The sequence below is a fragment of the Micromonospora chersina genome (assembly GCF_900091475.1).
GTDB classification, from domain to species: Bacteria; Actinomycetota; Actinomycetes; order Mycobacteriales; family Micromonosporaceae; genus Micromonospora; species Micromonospora chersina.
The window spans coordinates 2,648,202-2,663,515 of record NZ_FMIB01000002.1; the positions used below are offsets into that span (position 1 = coordinate 2,648,202).

Genomic DNA, 15,314 nt, shown 5'->3' on the forward strand with positions numbered 1-15,314 from the left:
CGGTCAGAAGAAGAGGCCCCGGCGGGACAGGGACTGGCGGAGCCAGCCGTCGAGCTGGGCGGTCCAGTCGGTGCGGTCCGCCGTGGCGTGGTCGACGGTGAAACGGCCGAAGGCGTCGTGCCCCTCGGTGAACAGGCCGCCGCGCTTGTCCAGCTCCAGCACCACGTGCATCTGGTGCGGGTCGGTGACGAAGGTGAGTTCGAGCTGGTTCATGGCGCGCGCGTACTGGGGCGCCGGGTGGAACTCGATCTCCTGGTAGAACGGCAGGCTCTGCCGCAGGCCGTAGATGTGGCCACGCTCGACGTCGGCCCGGGCGAAGCGGAAGCCCAGCCGCAGCAGCGCCTCCAGCAGCCGCTCCTGCGCCGGCAGCGGGTGCACCGCCACCGCGTCCAGGTCGCCCTTGTCGACCGCCCGGGCCACCTCCAGCTCGGTGCGCAGCCCCATGGTCATGCCGTGCAGGTGCTGGCCGTACAGGTCGGTGAGCGGGGTCTCCCAGGGCACCTGGAAGCGGAACGGCACGTCGTACCGCTGCCCCGGGTCCAGCCGGAACGCGCCGGTCACCTGGGCCCGGCCGAACTCCTGGGTGGTGTCGTACTCCGAGTCGCCGCTCTCCACCTCGACACGGGTGACCAGGCCCAGTGCGACGTAGCTCACGTCCACCGGGTGGTCGCCGCCGACCACCTGGATCCGGCCCTCCAACTGGCCGCCGGGACGGCAGTTCGGGTTGGCCAGCACCGTCTCCACCGACGGTCCACCCACACCCATCGCCTGCATGAGCCGCTTGAAGACCACCACGTCCTCCGTTCGCCTGTGCGCGCCGAGCCTCGCTGGCCGGCCGCTGGCACGGTAACCGGGCGCGGCAAGGCACAGCCGAGGTTCCGCTCGGATTGCTGTCGGGTCCCCGATCGCCTCACTCCCGTTTCACGCCCCGCCCGCCAAGCTGTTCATCACCGGCACCACCGCGTCGGCGGACGACACGGAACCGGTACGGCACGACGGACACGGGGAGAAAACGAGATGGCCCAGCAGATGATCGAGCACCAGGACATGGACGTCACCCTGACCGACCTGGACGCCACCGACGAGCGCGGCGTCTCCACGGACCTGGTCCGGGCGTACCTGAACGGCATCGGCCGCACCAAGCTGCTCACCGCGGCGCAGGAGGTCGAGCTGAGCAAGCGGATCGAGGCCGGCCTCTTCGCCGAGGAGAAGCTGTCCACCTGCACCCCGGTCTCCGCCGAGCTGCGCGCCGACCTGGAGCTGATCGCGGCCGAGGGCCGCGCCGCCAAGGACCACCTGCTGGAGGCGAACCTCCGGCTGGTGGTGAGCATCGCGAAGCGCTACACCGGCCGCGGGATGGCCTTCCTCGACCTCATCCAGGAGGGCAACCTCGGCCTGATCCGCGCGGTCGAGAAGTTCGACTACACCAAGGGCTACAAGTTCTCCACCTACGCCACCTGGTGGATCCGCCAGGCCATCACCCGCGCCATGGCCGACCAGGCCCGCACCATCCGCATCCCGGTTCACATGGTCGAGCAGGTCAACCGGATGGTCCGGGTCCGCCGCGAGCTGTCGGTCACGCTGGGCCGGGAGCCCACCGTCGCCGAGGTGGCACCGCGCTGGAGATCCCGGAGTACCAGGTGATCGAGCTGATCTCGTACGACCGGGAGCCGGTGAGCCTGGACCAGACGGTCGGCGAGGACGGCGAGAGCGCGCTGGGCGACTTCGTCGCCGCGGTGGACCCCAACGCCGACCCGGGCGACGCCGCCGGCGACGGCGAGCTGCGCAACGAGGTGCGCATCGTGCTGGCCACCCTCTCCCAGCGGGAGCAGGCGGTGATCCGGCTGCGGTTCGGCCTGGACGACGGCCGGCAGCGCACCCTCGACGAGGTGGGCCGCGAGTTCGGGCTGTCGCGGGAGCGGATCCGGCAGATCGAGAAGGTGACGCTCCTGAAGCTGCGTGACCCGGAGCGGGCCAACCGGCTGGAGGCGTACGCCTGCTGACCCCCGACTCACGACAGGCCCCGGCGGTGCGCCGGGGCCTGTCGCACGTGCAGCGGGGGCCCGGGCCTCACAGGCGGCGCGGGCCCGTGTCCGGGCGGGCAGCCTCGGTGCCGGTGCGGACCGTGGCGTGCAGCACCGAGATGCCGTCCGGCCGGGCCAGCACCGGATTCAGGGTGAGCGACCGCACCCGGGGCTGCTCGTCGGCGAGCCGCCCGACCCGCAGCAGCAGGTCGACCAGGGCGGCCCGGTCCACCGGCGCGGCGCCCCGGTGCCCGCGCAGCAGCGGCGCGGCCCGCGGCTCGTCGACAAGTTCGGCGGCGTCCCGGTCGGTAAGCGGCACGGCCCGCCAGGCCCGGTCGCCGAGCAGCTCGGTGGCCACGCCACCCAGGCCGAAGCCGACCACCGGCCCGAACGCCGGGTCCTCCACCAGCTCCACCACGCAGGCCACCCCCGGCGGGACCATCGGCTGGACCAGCACGTCCGCGCCGAAGACCGGGGCCATCTCGGCGTACGCGCGGCGCAGCGCGGCGGCGTCGGCCAGGTCGAGCCGGACCGCGCCCAGGTCGAGGCGGTGCCGCAGCCCGGGGGCGGCCGCCTTGAGCGCGACCGGCCAGCCGAGCCGCCCGGCCGCCGCCACCGCCTCCTCGGCCGAGTGCGCGGGCGCCGACTCCACCACGTCGATCCCGTACGCGCGCAGCAGCGCCGCCGTCTCGGCCCCGTCGGGTCGCAGCGCGGCCTGCCCGGCCGACCGGTCGACCCGGTCCAGCTCGGGCAGCACGCCGGGCGGGCGGCGCAGCCAGTCGGCGTACGTGGTGACCCGGGCCAGGGCCCGGACCGCCTCCTCCACGCTCGGGTACGCGGGCACCCCGGCGGGCACCCGGCCGGCGAGGAAGGTGGCCACCACCGGCTTCCCGGTGGTCCGCGCGTCGGGCAGCGCGGCCGTGAAGTCGCCCTCGGGGTCGGTGAGCTGGCCCGGCAGCGGCGGCGCGAAGACCGCCACCACGGCGTCCACCCGCTCGTCGGCGGCGGACGCGGCGAGCGCGGCGGCGTACTCGGCGGCGGTGGCCCGGGGGCCGACGTCGTGCGGCCAGCCGTCGGCCACGGTGAGGCCCTGGGCGGCGCAGGCCGTGGCGGCCAGCCCGGTCAGCGCCGAGGAGTTGCCCACCACGGCGACCCGGCGGCCCGCCGGCAGCGGCTGGTGGGCCAGCAGCACGCCGACGTCGAGCAGTTCCGCGACCGTGTCCACCCGGATCACCCCGGACTGGGCGAAGAGCGCGCTGACCGCGGCGGCGTCCAGGGCCGGTGCGTCGCCGACCCCCGGCGGGCGGGCCAGCGAGGCGAGCGCCACCACCGGCTTGCTCCGGCCGATCCTCCGGGCCAGCCGGGCGAACTTGCGCGGGTTGCCGAACGTCTCCAGGTAGAGCGTGATGACGTCGGTGCCGGGATCGTCCTGCCAGTACTGGAGCAGGTCGTTGCCGGAGACGTCGGCCCGGTTGCCGGCCGAGACGAAGCTGGACAGGCCGAGGCCCCGGCGGGACGCCTCGGCGAGCAGGGCCACCCCGAACGCGCCGGACTGGCTGAACACGCCGACCCGGCCGGGGGCGGGCAGCACGGGGGCGAGGGTGGCGTTGAGGCGTACCGCCGGGTCGGTGTTGGCCACGCCCAGGCAGTTCGGGCCGACCACCCGCATGCCGGCCAGGTGGGCGGCGCGGACCAGGGCGCGCTGCGCGGCCGCCCCCGCCGGGCCGGACTCGGCGAACCCGGCGGAGATCACCACGAGCCCGTGCGCGCCGGCCTTCGCGGCGTCGGCCACCACGTCGGTCACCGCGTCGGGGGCGACGGCCACCACGGCCAGGTCGATGTCCGCGCCGGCGTCGGCCGCCGACGGGTACGCGGGCAGCCCCGCCACGGTGGCCGCGGTCGGGTGCACGGGGACGATCGCGCCGGTGAACCCGCCGTCGCGCAGGTGCCCGAGCAGGGCCGCGCCGACCCCCTGGCCGGTGGTGCTGGCGCCGTAGACGGCGATGCCGCGCGGGGCGAGCAGCCGGGCGATCGAGCGGGCCTCGGTGCGGTGCTCCCGGCCGCGCTGCACCTCCAGGGTGGCCTCGGTGGGGGCGATCGGGAAGTTCAGGTGCACCACGCCGTCGGCATACTGGCGCTGGACCTGGTAGCCGAAGTCGGAGAAGACCCGCAGCATCGTCCCGTTGGCCGGGAGCACCTCGGCGACGAAGTGCACGATGCCGTAGCGCCGGGCGGCGTCGGCCAGGTGCTCCAGCAGCACCGAGCCGATGCCCCGGCCCTGGTACGCGTCCTCCACCACGAAGGCCACCTCGGCCTCGGGCGAGGCGGGGCCGAGCCGCTCGTACCGGCCGACGGCGACGATCCGGTCGCCGGCCAGCACCACGAACGCCTCCCGGTCGCGGTGGTCGACGTTGACGAACCGCTGCAGGTCCCGCTCCGGGATGCGCGGGTACGGCGAGAAGTAGCGCAGGTAGCGGGTGCGCTCGGAGAAACGCGAGTGCATCGCCACGATCGCGGCGGCGTCGTCCGGGCGGATCTGCCGCAGCTGGACGGTCGTGCCGTCGCTGAGCAGCACGTCCACCGGTTGCTCGAGAGTGGTCACCGGTCAGTCGCGCGGGTCGTGCGGGTCGAGCCCGAGCAGCGGGAAGACCGCCTTGCGGGTCGCCGCGACCGCCCGGTCCACCGCGGTCGGCTCGCCGCTCGGCTGCCACGGCTGGTACGACGGGTCGACGTCGTCGGTCATCCGCAGCGGCACGTCGTGCCCGGGTCGCCGCCGCGCCGCCAGGTCACGCCAGCCCGGCGGGGTGAGCGTGGCCGGGTCCAGCGGCTCCCCGGTGGCCACCGCGAGCAGGTGCGTCCAGGCCCGGGGCACCACCTCGACCAGGGCGTACCCGCCGCCGCCGGTGGCCACCCAGCGGCCGTCGCACAGCTCGTCGGCGAGCGCGCGCAACGCCACATAGGTGGCCCGCTGACCGTCGACGGAGAGGTGCAGGTCGGCCAGGGGGTCGAGCCGGTGCCCGTCCGCCCCGCACTGGGTGACCAGCACCTGCGGCCGGAACGCCCGCAGCACCGACGGCACGATCGCGTGGAACGCCCGCTGCCAGCCCGCGTCGCCGACCCCGGGCGGCAGCGGCACGTTGACGGCGGAGCCCTCCGCGCCCGGGCCGCCGGTCTCGTCGGGGAACCCGGTGCCGGGGAACAGCGCCAGCGGCGTCTCGTGCAGGCTGACCGTGAGCACCCGCGGGTCCCGGTAGAAGATCTCCTGCACGCCGTCGCCGTGGTGCACGTCCACGTCCACGTACGCGATCCGCTCCGCGCCCAGGTCGAGCAGGCGGGCGATGGCCACCGCCGGGTCGTTGTAGACGCAGAAGCCGGCGGCCCGGGCCGGCATGGCGTGGTGCAGCCCACCGGCCACGTTGACCGCCCGCAGCGCCTCCCCCCGCCAGACCGCCTCGGCCGCGGCCACACTCGCCCCGGCGATCAGCGCGCTCGACTCGTGCATGCCCTCGAAGACCGGGTTGTCGGAGGTGCCCAGGCCGAAGCCGGCGAACAGCGGATCCCGGGGCGCGGCCCGCACGGCGTCCAGGTAGCGCGGGTCGTGCACCCGGGTCAGCAGCGCGTCGTCGGCCGGCGCCGGCTTCACCAGCCGGACCCCGGGCCGGTCCAGCACCCCCAGCTCGCGGGCGAGCGCCATGGTCAACTCGACCCGCACCGGGTCGAGGGGATGGTCGCCCATGTCGTACCCGAGCAGGGCGTCGTCCCACACCACCACCGTGTCGTCGGCCATGGGGCCATCGTCGCACGGGGGTCGGGGCCGGCCCACGGCACGCGCGCCTCAGCGGCCGGATGTCTCCCCGGTGGCCACCGGACGGTCCGGGTCGGCCACCCAGTTGCTCCACGACCCGACGTACAGGGCGGCGTCCGGGCGGCCGGCCAGGTGCAGCGCCAGGACCGCCTGGGCGGCGGTCACCCCCGAGCCGCAGTACGCGCCGACCGGCGCGCCCTCGGCCACCCCGGCGGCGGCGAACCGCTCGCGCAGCGCCTCGGCGGCGGGGAAGCGCCCCTCGGTGACGTACCCGGGTGCGGGCAGGTTGACCGCGCCCGGGACGTGCCCGGCGACCGGGTCGATCGGCTCGGTCTCGCCCCGGTAGCGGGGCGCGGCCCGTACGTCGAGCAGCACCCCGGTGTCGGCGGCGGCCAGCCGGGCGGCCTCCCCCGCGTCCAGCACCGGCAGCTCGCCGGGGGTGACCGTGACGTCGCCGGGCGGGGGCGCCGGCGCGTCGGTCGAGACCGGTCCACCCGCCGCGACCCAGGCCGGGAAACCGCCGTGCAGCACCCGGACCGACCGGTGGCCGGCCCAGCGCAGGGTCCACCAGGCGCGGGCGGCCGACATGCCGTCGCCGCCGTCGTACACCACCACGGGGTGCCCGGCGCGGACGCCGGCGGCCCGCAGCGCGGCCTGGAGCGCGGCGGGGTCGGGCAGCGGGTGCCGGCCGGCGGCGCCCGGCCGGCCACAGAGTTCGGTGTCCAGGTCGACGAAGACCGCGCCGGGCAGGTGACCGGCCCGGTAGTCCTCCCGGCCGGGCGGCCCGGCGAGCCGCCAGCGGACGTCGAGCAGGGTGGGCGGGTCGGCGCGGTCGAGCTCGGCGGCGAGCCGGTCGGGCTCGACCAGGAGGTCTTCGGTTCCGGACATGCGGTCCAGTCAACACCATCCGGGCAGCGACCTCCCGGTTCGGCGGCCGTTGATCGTCGGGGGTCCGGGGTAGCATCGGACGCCGGAGGGCCGCTGACGTGAAGCATGACCTGGTCGACACGACCGAGATGTACCTGCGCACCATCCTCGAGCTGGAAGAGGAGGGGGTGCCGCCGCTGCGTGCCCGCATCGCCGAGCGGCTGAAGCAGAGCGGTCCCACCGTCAGCCAGACCGTCGCCCGGATGGAGCGCGACGGCCTGCTCACCGTCGAGGGCGACCGGCACCTCACGCTCACCGAGCTGGGCCGCGGCACGGCGGTTTCGGTCATGCGCAAGCACCGGCTGGCCGAGCTGCTGCTGGTCAACGTGATCGGGATGCCCTACGAGGAGGCCCACGAGGAGGCCTGCCGGTGGGAGCACGTGATGAGCGACGCGGTCGAGAAGCGGGTCTACGACCTGCTCAACCGCCCGACCCGCTCGCCCTACGGCAACCCGATCCCGGGCCTGGAGGAGCTGGGCGACCCGGGCCTGCGCGAGGCCGAGACCGCCGAGGGCGAGCGCAACCTGGCCTTCCCGGGCCTGTCCGGGCCGGTCGTCGTGCGGCGGATCTGCGAGAGCGTGCAGACCGACGCGGACGTGCTCCGGCAGTTGCACGCGGCGGGCGTCGACCCGGGTGCCACGGTCACCGTGGCCCAGGAGCGCGACGGCGTCTCCATCGACCGCTCCGGTGACCGGGTGCGGCTGCCCCGCGAGGTGGCCTCCCGGGTCTTCGTCGCGGCCCGCTGACCCGCCCGCCCGGCGCTCAGAGCTGCCGGGTGTCGATCACCTTGGCAAGGGTGACCAGCTTCCCGGCCACCTTGTCGGCCTCGGCCGTGGCCGTGCCGCGCGGGCTGGTCCAGCGCAGCGTGGCCAGCCGCCCCTCGCTGGCCAGCCAGCCCACCTCGGCCGTCGGGCCGACCTTCGCCGTCTTCGGCAGCGTGTGCCGGTAGGCGATCTTCCCGAGCTTGGTGACCTTCTTCGCGCCCCGGGGCAGCACGTCCAGGGTGAATGTCGACGTGTCGATCGACGTGTCGGTCACCGTGAGGGTCAACTCCGGCAGCACGGCCTGCTCGGCGCGGACCACGCAGGTGTGGGTGTCGCCCTTGTCCATGGCGGCGGCCACGTCGAATCTGCCGCCGGTGTGCTTGGCGATCACCGCGAAGTCGAGCAGCCGGCACGCCCCGCCCGACGAGGCCGCGGAGACCTCGACCGCCCTCGGTGCCGCCGCCGGCGCCGCCACCGGCGGGACCTCCCTGGCGCAACCGGCGGTCAGCAGTACGGCCGAAGCGGCCAGCCAGGTACGGGCGCGCACGGGAAGACCTCCGCGATCGTCGGCGAGTGCTCCCGCCGGAACTCCGTCGAACACCGTACGGGGCACCCGGCGGGGGCGAAAGTACCCGGGTGCTCCCGGCGGGCGGGCCGCCGGGAGCACCGGATCCGATCAGGGCAGCTGGGGTGGGTCCATCCAGCTCCAGGTCACGCCGTCCGTGGAGAACCAGACACCCTTGCTGTCCGGCCAGCCCGTCTGCACGAAGCCCCCGGGCACCGGGCGCGGATCGGCCCCCGGCCCCAGCGCGGTGCGGTGCCATGTCGCACCGCCGTCGGAACTGGCGAGCATCAACGGATCCTCCCGGGCGGAGATGCCGGCCTGGACCACCAGCACCCCGTCCGGCCGCAGTGCCGCACGGATGGTGCGGTCGCCGACGGCGGCCGTGCCGGCGGTCCGGTTCCAGGTGGTGCCGCCGTCCGCGCTGCGCCACACGACGAGGCTGCCGCGCACCCGACCGATCGCGTAGACCGTGCGCCCGTCCCGGGTGGCGACGGCGGGGCCACCGACGTCGTCGGAGGCGGTGAGGTCGTCGGGGAACTCGTGCCGGGACCAGGTGCGCCCACCGTCGCGGCTCACCTCCACGGCGCCGCCGGTCCCGGTGATCCGGCCGTCGGTGGCGATGTGCTCGCCGGTGAACCCGCTGACCCACAGACCCGCTTCGGCCGGCACGCTCTCCACCAGCACGGCGTTGTGCAGTGTCGACCGCCGGTTGAGCTGCACGACGTCTCCGGTGGCCGGGTCGACCGCGACGAGCGGCTCGTCGGTCGGGCCCCTGAGCAGGCTGACAACAGGCCAGCCCGCCGGCAGCGCCTCCGCCGTCCGCGGCTGGACCTTCCGCCAGTTGCTGCCGCCGTCCGTGGTGGCGATCCACTCCGCGAAGCGGTTGTCGGGGGCGGACCGGGGAATGTACCGGGCGACCACGGTGCGTGGTCCGGCCGCCCGCAGGTCCAGCGCGCCGTTGACGAACGCCGGCAGGTCACCGGTGCGCCAGTGCCGACCGCCGTCCTCCGTGCCCGCCCAGCGGATCCCGCACCCGCCGCACTCGCTCCACCGCAGGTAGATGTGGTCCAGGTCCCCGGCGACGGGCCGCCCGGTCGCCACCCCTTGATCCGTACCCGGGCTGGGTGTGCCGCCGGGGATCGGGATGAAGTCCGGGGTGCGGACCGCACCGACCCCCACCGACGGCGGCGTCGGAGCGTCCGGGCGGGCCGCCACGGCGACACCCGAACCGGCGAGCACCATGGCCGCGGTCGCGACGGTCAGCACGCGCCGACGGCGGCGGCGCCGCCGGGCGACGGCAACGACCTTCTCGAACTGGGGCTTGAAGCCGTGGTACGCGGCGTCCTTCAGCCCGGTGAAGTCCAGCTCAGGCATGACGCACCTCCTGCTCGGTCCGGGTTGTGGTCCGCGTGGACGCGCGCAACGGCGGCGGTCGGTCGTCGTCACCGAGGTGCTCGCCGAGCGCGCGGCGGGCCCGCACCAGTCGGGTCTTGACCGCCTCCACCGAGCACCCCATGGCCAGCGCCACCTCGCTGACCGGCAGATCCGCCAGGTGGTGGAGCACGACCGTCTCCCGGGCCTCGCGGGGCAGCCGCTGGAGCGCGGCCACCAGTGCCACATGGTCGGCGCTGAGCGCCGGAGCGCTGGACGGTGCCGGGGCGAGCCGGCCCGAGCGCACCAACCCGTGCAGCAGCACCCGGCGACGGTGCCGGGAACGCGCGACGTTCAACGACACCGTCCGCAGCCATGCCTCCGGGTTGGTCACCTCCCGGAACAGGGCCGGCCGGGACAGCGCCCGGACGAACGCCTCCTGCACCACGTCCTGCGCCTCGGCGTAGTCGCCTGTCATCGCGTACATCTGGGCCACCAGGCGAGCCGCCGAGGCGGCGTACACCTGCCTGATCTGCTCCTGCAGGTCCACATCGTCCCCTCCCAAGTCGATCACCTCACTGCATACGACTGTTGGGCGGGCAGGGCGGTGACATCCTGCCGAGCGTGGGCCTATTCGTCCACGTAGGGACAGTGCCGGCAGCCGCGCCCGCAGCACGTGCCGCGGCGGGCCAGGAAACCGGCGCTGAGCACGAAGAGCCCGGTGGCCGGGTCGAGGTAGCCGGCCTCGCCGGCGGCCAGGGCGGCGGCGTGCGCGGCCAGGATCCGCTCCCGGTCGGGGTGGTCGGGCGGCAGCCGCGACGGGTGCGGCTCGCTCAACGGCCGGCCGGCGAGGGGTCGTCGCTCTCCGGTCACCCGGCGAGTCTACGGAGCCCGCTGAAGTGCGCCGGTTCAGCCGTGCCGGGCGAAGGCCGCGTCGACCGCCGCCCGTTCCGCTCCGCCGGCCAGCAACATCCGGAGCAGCACCTTCGCCTTGTACGGGTCGAGCAGCCCACCGCAGACCAGCCCGCGCCGCCGCAGGTCGGTCTCCGAGCCGACCGCACCGTAGGTGTCGCGCAGCACCGAACCCGCCCCCGCACGCGAGGCGAGCACCACGGGCATCCGCGCGGCCAGCGCGCCCAGTGCCGGGGCGAAGTCGGGCGGCACGTGCCCCACCCCGAAGCCGGCCACCACGAGCCCGTCCAGGCCCGGGGCGAGCGCGTCGAGCAGCGCCGGGTCGTCGTCGAGGGTGACGGTGTGCAGGGCCACCCGGGTGGCGGCGAGCCGGTCGGAGTCGACCGGCGGCAGCGGCGCGTGCCGAGGCGGGCGGGTGAGCAGGCGTACCGCGCCCTCGATGACGTGCCCGAGCGGGCCGGCGTTCGGCGAGGCGAAGGTCGCCGTGCTGGTGCTGTGGGTCTTGCGGACGAAGCGGGCGGCGTGGATCTCGTCGTTGAACGCCACCAGCACGCCGAGGTCCCGCGCGACCGGCGCGGCGGCGACCCGGGCCGCCGCGAGCAGGTTGGCCGGGCCGTCCGGGCCGGCCAGGGTGGGGTTGCGCATGGCGCCCGTGAACACCAGCGGCTCCGGGTGCGGCCAGACCAGGTCGGCCAGGAACGCGGTCTCCTCCAGGGTGTCGGTGCCCTGGGTGACCACCACGCCGGCCGCCCCGTCGGCGACCGCCGCGCCGGCCGCGTCCACCAGATCCAGGATCTGCCGGTACGCCAGGGCGGCGCTGGGCACCGCCTCGACGTCCCGCACGTCGAGCGGGATGCCGGCGAGCCCGGGTACGGCGGCGGTGAGGTCGGCGCCGGTGAGCCGGCTGACCACTCCCCCGGAACCCGTGCCCGCCATGGCGATCGTGCCGCCCAGCGTGAAGAGCGCGACGGTCACCGGTCGGCCTTCCGGGCGAGCAGGAACGCCTGCGGTCCCCGGTCGAGTTCCTCCGCCTCGCGGACCAGCGTGGCGTGCACGGCCAGGCCGGCCGCCGTGAGTTGCTCGGCCAGCCGGTCCGGCGGCAGCCAGTACACGTCGTACGAGACGGTGTGCCCGTACGCCTGCTCCAGCCGGATCCGCTGGTCGCCGGCCTTGACCGCGATGAGCAGGTGACCGCCCGGGGCGAGCACCCGGTGGAACTCGGTGAACACCTGGGGCAGCAGGTCCGGCGGCAGGTGGATGATCGAGTACCAGGCGACGAGGCCGGCCAGCGCCTCGTCGGGGAGGTCCAGCGCGGTCATCGAGCCGACCTCGAAGCGCAGCTCCGGATGGTCCCGGCGGGCCACGTCGAGCATGCCCGGGGAGAGGTCGACCCCGGAGATGTCGAGGCCGAGACCGCGCAGGTGGGCGGTGATCCGGCCGGTCCCGCAGCCCGCCTCCAGCACCGGCCGCCCGGGCCCCACCAGCTCGGCGAACGCGGCAAGCATCCCGCGGTCGAGCGGGCCCTCCAGCACGTCGGGGATCAGCCGTGCGTAGTCCACGGCGACCGTGTCGTAGGCGGCGCGCGTCTCGGTGAGCCAGCTCGGTTCGATCATGAAGGTCGACCCTAGTCGCCGGCCGGCCCCGCGTCCGTCCGCACCCGGCCCAGGTAGGCCACGAACGCCTCCGGCCGCTCGAACAGCGACCGGTGACCCGCGCCGGGGATGACCAGGTGGTCCTTGCGCGGGGCCTGGAGCTGGGCGTACCACTCGTCGAAGAGGCGCAGCCGGCCGGGCACCTCGTGGGCGCCGTCCACGAACCACACCGGCACCCGCAGCTCACGGACGTCCCGGCGGAAGTCCACCTCCTGCATCCGGGGATAGAGCACGTCCCAGCCGTCGAGGAAGCCGAACAGGTGCACCTTCTCCAGCGGGCTGTATTCCGGCACGCCCAGGTTGCCGACCGCCCCGGTCTCGTCCTCGCTCGCCCCGGTGCGGTCGAACGCGAACGCGCCGGCCTCGTTGGTCAGCAACGGCTCGTAGGCCCAGATGTCGCGGTAGGGCGGCGGGCCCTGGGCCGCCATCCGCTCGGCGAGGTCGTCGCGGCCGGTCCGGCGGGCCCAGGCCAGGGTGTCGGCGTACTGGCTGCGGTCCGCCTCGCGCAGGCTCACCACCTGCCCGACCCCGATGTAGCCGGCGAACAGCTCCGGGTGACGCTGCACGGCGAGCAGGCCGGGAACGGTGCCGCCGGAGTGGGCGAGCAGGTGGATCCGGTCGCGGCCGAGCCGCTGCCGCAGGTGCCGGGTGACCGCCAGCAGGTCCTCGACCTCGTCCTGGAGGTCCCAGTCCGCCGCGGAGCGGAACCCCGACCACGAGCGCGGGCCACCCGACCGGTCCCAGACGGCCACCACGAACTGCCGTTCCAGGGCGGCCAGGTGCCGGCGGACGGAGCCGACCTCCGAGCCGCCGGGCGGGCCGGGCACCACCAGCAGGACTGGGGCGTTCCGGTCCGTGCCCCGGATCAGCAGTCCCAGGTCGCGCCCGGCGGACGCCACGGTGTCGAAGCGGGCGATGCCACCGGGGATCGGGTCGGTGCGGCCCGGCACCGCCGCGCCGGCCGTGACCAGGGCGAGCAGGGCCGCGAGCAGGCCGACACCGGCACGCCCCGACCACCGTGCCAGTGGCCGGCGGGGCGCCGTGCCGTCGAGCCGGCGCGCCAGCCCGGCCCCGTAGGCGGCGCCCACGAGGAGCGGCAGCACTGTGAACAGGCCGTGCACGCCCCGCCCCGCCAGCAGGGCCGCCACGCCGAGGCCCGTGAGGTGCGGCCGGTCGACGGTCGGCCCGCGCAGGCGGAGCCGGACCAGTTCGACGGCGAGCGCGAAGAGCACCGGCGCGGCCAGCATCGCCCAGCGGGAGCGGCTCGACCAGCCGGCCAGCAGCCCGACGGCGAGGCTGACCAGGATCGAGGCGAGCGTGGTGCCGACCGTGCCCGGCCCGCGCGGGGTCCACCAGCCCGCCACCACTCCCCAGACGGCCGGCAGGGCCGGCGCGAGAAGAAGCCGCATCCGCATGGTCGTCTCCCCTCGTCCCGGACCGTCCACCCTAGCCAGCACGAGCGCGCTGCGTGGTCCCGCGACCACAGGTGGTGCTCGGGGAGAAATGTCGCGCCGGACGACGGGCCGGCGGGATACCGTGCCGGGTCGCGACCCCGTGACCCCGACGGACAGGCCCTCAGCGTGACCCAGCAACTGACGCCCCCCACGACCGGAACCCGCACCTCGCTGTGGCGCAGCCGGGACTTCCTGCTGCTGTGGAGCGGCCAGACGGTCAGCGAGGTGGGCACCCGGATCTCCGGGGTGGCGGTGCCGCTGCTCGCCGCGGGCGTGCTCGACGCCACCGTCTTCCAGGTCTCGCTGCTGACGTTCCTGGCCTGGCTGCCGTACCTCTTGTTCTCGCTCCCGGCCGGGATGCTGGCCGACCGGGTCGACAAGCGGCGGCTGATGATCGCGTGCGACCTGGGGCGCGCGGCGTTGCTGCTGTCGGTGCCGGTGGTCGCCCTGGCCGGCCACCTCACGCTGCCCTTCCTGTACGCGGTGGTCGGGCTCTCCGGCGTGCTGACCGTGGCGTTCACCGTGGCGTACCGGAGCCTGCTGCCCGCCCTCGTCCCGGCGGACGGCCTGACCTCGGCGAACGCGCGGCTGGAGGTGAGCGAGAACCTGGCCGCCCTGGCCGGGCCGAGCGCCGGCGGCGTGCTCGTCGGCCTGCTCGGCGCGGCCCGCACCTTCGTGGCCGACGCCGCCAGTTTCCTGGCCAGCGCGGTCACGCTGCTGCTGATGCGGCACCGCCCGGCGCCCCGCGCCGGCGGTCGGGTGCCGGTCCGGGCCGCGCTCACCGAGGGGCTCGGCTTCATCCGCCGGCAGCGGATCCTCGCCCTGGTGCTCGCCTGCACCGCCACCTCGAACTTCTTCGTCATGGCCACCCGGTCCATCGAGGTGCCCTACCTGCTGCGCGTGCTGCACGCCAGCCCGGCCACCATCGGCCTCCTGTTCAGCCTGGGTTCGGTCGGCGGGCTGCTGGCCGGGGTGCTGGCCGGGCGGGTCACCGCGCTGCTCGGCGGCGCCCGGACCATCTGGGTGTCGATGGCCGTGCCCGGCCCGCTCTACCTGCTGATGCCGCTCGCCCGGCCTGGCTGGGGCGCCCTGCTCTACGCGGTCGGCACCGCCGCGTTCGCGGCCAACGCGGTGCTGTTCAACGTGGCGGCCATGTCCTACCGGCAGCGGGTCACCCCGGCCCGGCTGCTCGGCCGGGTCAACGCGGCCTTCCTGTGGATCTGCTACGGCGCCATCCCGCTCGGCGCGCTGGTCGGCGGCGCCCTCGGCACCCGGCTCGGGCTGCGCCCGGCGCTGCTGGTCTGCGTGCTCGGCATGTGGAGCGCGGCGCTGTTCGTGGTCTTCTCTCCGTTGCGCCGGATGCGGGACTTCGCGACGACCTGAAAAGAGGCAAGATCTTTTTGGGCCGCTGTCGAATCCGGCCGCGCCCGTCCGTCGGTGAGACGGAAGAGGGAAACGACAACCTCAAGGAGAGACCGATGGCCCAGTACGCAGTCCTCATCTACTCGCCCGCGCCGGCCGACCCGATGGACCTGACCCCCGACTACGTGGCCCTGCTGGAGCGGTACGGGTCCCAGGTCGCCGAGCTGGGCGGCCAGATCCTCACGGGGTTCGCGCTCCAGCCGAGCACCACGGCCACGGCGATCCGCGGGGACGTGGTCACCGACGGCCCGTTCATCGAGGCCAAGGAGGTCGTCGCGGGGTTCTTCATCCTGGAGGCGCCCGACCTGGACGTGGCCCTGAAGATCGCCAAGCTGAACCCGGCCACCATCGACGGCGGCGTCGAGGTCCGGCCGCTCTTCCAGCCGCCGGCCGAGTGAGCGACGCGGCCACGGTCGCC

Annotated in this window: 14 protein-coding genes and 1 pseudogene; 4 read left to right on the top strand and 11 right to left on the bottom strand. The window is 75.1% G+C overall.

The window, feature by feature from the left end:
• Positions 1-3 precede the first annotated feature (3 nt).
• The gene (locus GA0070603_RS12025) at positions 4-792 is read right to left on the bottom strand and encodes a sporulation protein (RefSeq protein WP_091321865.1); all 789 of its coding nucleotides are present in this window, start codon (positions 790-792) and stop codon (positions 4-6) included.
• A 225-nt stretch (positions 793-1,017) separates the two neighbouring features.
• Here GA0070603_RS12025 and sigB point away from each other — a divergent pair.
• Positions 1,018-2,003, top strand: a pseudogene (gene sigB / locus GA0070603_RS12030) (RNA polymerase sigma factor SigB).
• Positions 2,004-2,070: 67 nt separating this feature from the next.
• Here the strand turns inward: sigB and GA0070603_RS12035 are convergent.
• From GA0070603_RS12035 to GA0070603_RS12045, 3 genes are read right to left on the bottom strand one after another with little or no spacing between them, the layout of a single operon-like run.
• Positions 2,071-4,626, bottom strand: coding sequence for a bifunctional acetate--CoA ligase family protein/GNAT family N-acetyltransferase (locus GA0070603_RS12035; protein WP_091311867.1), 2,556 nt, complete (start codon positions 4,624-4,626; stop codon positions 2,071-2,073).
• Positions 4,627-4,629: 3 nt separating this feature from the next.
• Entirely contained in the window at positions 4,630-5,811 is a 1,182-nt protein-coding gene (locus tag GA0070603_RS12040) for an acetoin utilization protein AcuC (protein WP_091311870.1), read from the bottom strand.
• Between the two features lie 48 nt (positions 5,812-5,859).
• The gene (locus tag GA0070603_RS12045; protein ID WP_091311873.1) at positions 5,860-6,717 is read right to left on the bottom strand and encodes a sulfurtransferase; all 858 of its coding nucleotides are present in this window, start codon (positions 6,715-6,717) and stop codon (positions 5,860-5,862) included.
• 98 nt (positions 6,718-6,815) lie between these two features.
• Between GA0070603_RS12045 and GA0070603_RS12050 the strand changes: the two genes are divergently transcribed.
• A complete protein-coding gene (locus tag GA0070603_RS12050; RefSeq protein WP_091311877.1) occupies positions 6,816-7,502 on the top strand; it encodes an iron-dependent transcriptional repressor DtxR in 687 nt (228 codons plus the stop codon).
• Positions 7,503-7,518: 16 nt separating this feature from the next.
• On the opposite strand, the gene GA0070603_RS12055 is transcribed toward GA0070603_RS12050, so the two are convergent.
• The 7 genes from GA0070603_RS12055 to GA0070603_RS12085 form a co-directional block, all read right to left on the bottom strand.
• On the bottom strand, positions 7,519-8,067 hold the full coding sequence (locus tag GA0070603_RS12055; protein WP_091311880.1) for a hypothetical protein: 549 nt from the start codon (positions 8,065-8,067) through the stop codon (positions 7,519-7,521).
• 129 nt (positions 8,068-8,196) lie between these two features.
• A complete protein-coding gene (locus tag GA0070603_RS12060; RefSeq protein ID WP_091311883.1) occupies positions 8,197-9,459 on the bottom strand; it encodes a WD40/YVTN/BNR-like repeat-containing protein in 1,263 nt (420 codons plus the stop codon).
• The gene (locus GA0070603_RS12065) at positions 9,452-10,021 is read right to left on the bottom strand and encodes a sigma-70 family RNA polymerase sigma factor (protein ID WP_244282504.1); all 570 of its coding nucleotides are present in this window, start codon (positions 10,019-10,021) and stop codon (positions 9,452-9,454) included. The genes GA0070603_RS12060 and GA0070603_RS12065 overlap by 8 nt, the downstream gene beginning before the upstream one ends.
• Before the next feature lie 65 nt (positions 10,022-10,086).
• Entirely contained in the window at positions 10,087-10,329 is a 243-nt protein-coding gene (locus GA0070603_RS12070; protein WP_091311886.1) for a DUF5522 domain-containing protein, read from the bottom strand.
• Between the two features lie 36 nt (positions 10,330-10,365).
• Positions 10,366-11,343, bottom strand: coding sequence for an asparaginase (locus GA0070603_RS12075; protein WP_091311893.1), 978 nt, complete (start codon positions 11,341-11,343; stop codon positions 10,366-10,368).
• Positions 11,340-11,981, bottom strand: coding sequence for a class I SAM-dependent DNA methyltransferase (locus GA0070603_RS12080; protein WP_091311896.1), 642 nt, complete (start codon positions 11,979-11,981; stop codon positions 11,340-11,342). Before GA0070603_RS12080 ends, GA0070603_RS12075 begins: the two co-directional genes overlap by 4 nt.
• Positions 11,982-11,992: 11 nt before the next feature.
• Entirely contained in the window at positions 11,993-13,435 is a 1,443-nt protein-coding gene (locus tag GA0070603_RS12085) for an alpha/beta fold hydrolase (protein WP_091311898.1), read from the bottom strand.
• Positions 13,436-13,600: 165 nt separating this feature from the next.
• Here GA0070603_RS12085 and GA0070603_RS12090 point away from each other — a divergent pair, with 165 nt between their 5' ends.
• On the top strand, positions 13,601-14,857 hold the full coding sequence (locus tag GA0070603_RS12090; RefSeq protein WP_208862869.1) for an MFS transporter: 1,257 nt from the start codon (positions 13,601-13,603) through the stop codon (positions 14,855-14,857).
• Positions 14,858-14,952: 95 nt separating this feature from the next.
• Positions 14,953-15,294, top strand: a complete 342-nt coding sequence (locus GA0070603_RS12095; RefSeq protein WP_091311900.1) for a YciI family protein — start codon at positions 14,953-14,955, stop codon at positions 15,292-15,294.
• Positions 15,295-15,314: the final 20 nt, after the last annotated feature.

Bases quoted from the DNA above. Each gene is read 5' to 3' on its own strand.
- GA0070603_RS12040 (WP_091311870.1), bottom strand. From the start codon at position 5,811: ATGGCCGACGACACGGTGGTGGTGTGGGACGACGCCCTGCTCGGGTAC.
- GA0070603_RS12045 (WP_091311873.1), bottom strand. From the start codon at position 6,717: ATGTCCGGAACCGAAGACCTCCTGGTCGAGCCCGACCGGCTCGCCGCC.
- GA0070603_RS12060 (WP_091311883.1), bottom strand. From the start codon at position 9,459: ATGCCTGAGCTGGACTTCACCGGGCTGAAGGACGCCGCGTACCACGGC.
- GA0070603_RS12080 (WP_091311896.1), bottom strand. From the start codon at position 11,981: ATGATCGAACCGAGCTGGCTCACCGAGACGCGCGCCGCCTACGACACG.
- GA0070603_RS12085 (WP_091311898.1), bottom strand. From the start codon at position 13,435: ATGCGGATGCGGCTTCTTCTCGCGCCGGCCCTGCCGGCCGTCTGGGGA.
- GA0070603_RS12095 (WP_091311900.1), top strand. From the start codon at position 14,953: ATGGCCCAGTACGCAGTCCTCATCTACTCGCCCGCGCCGGCCGACCCG.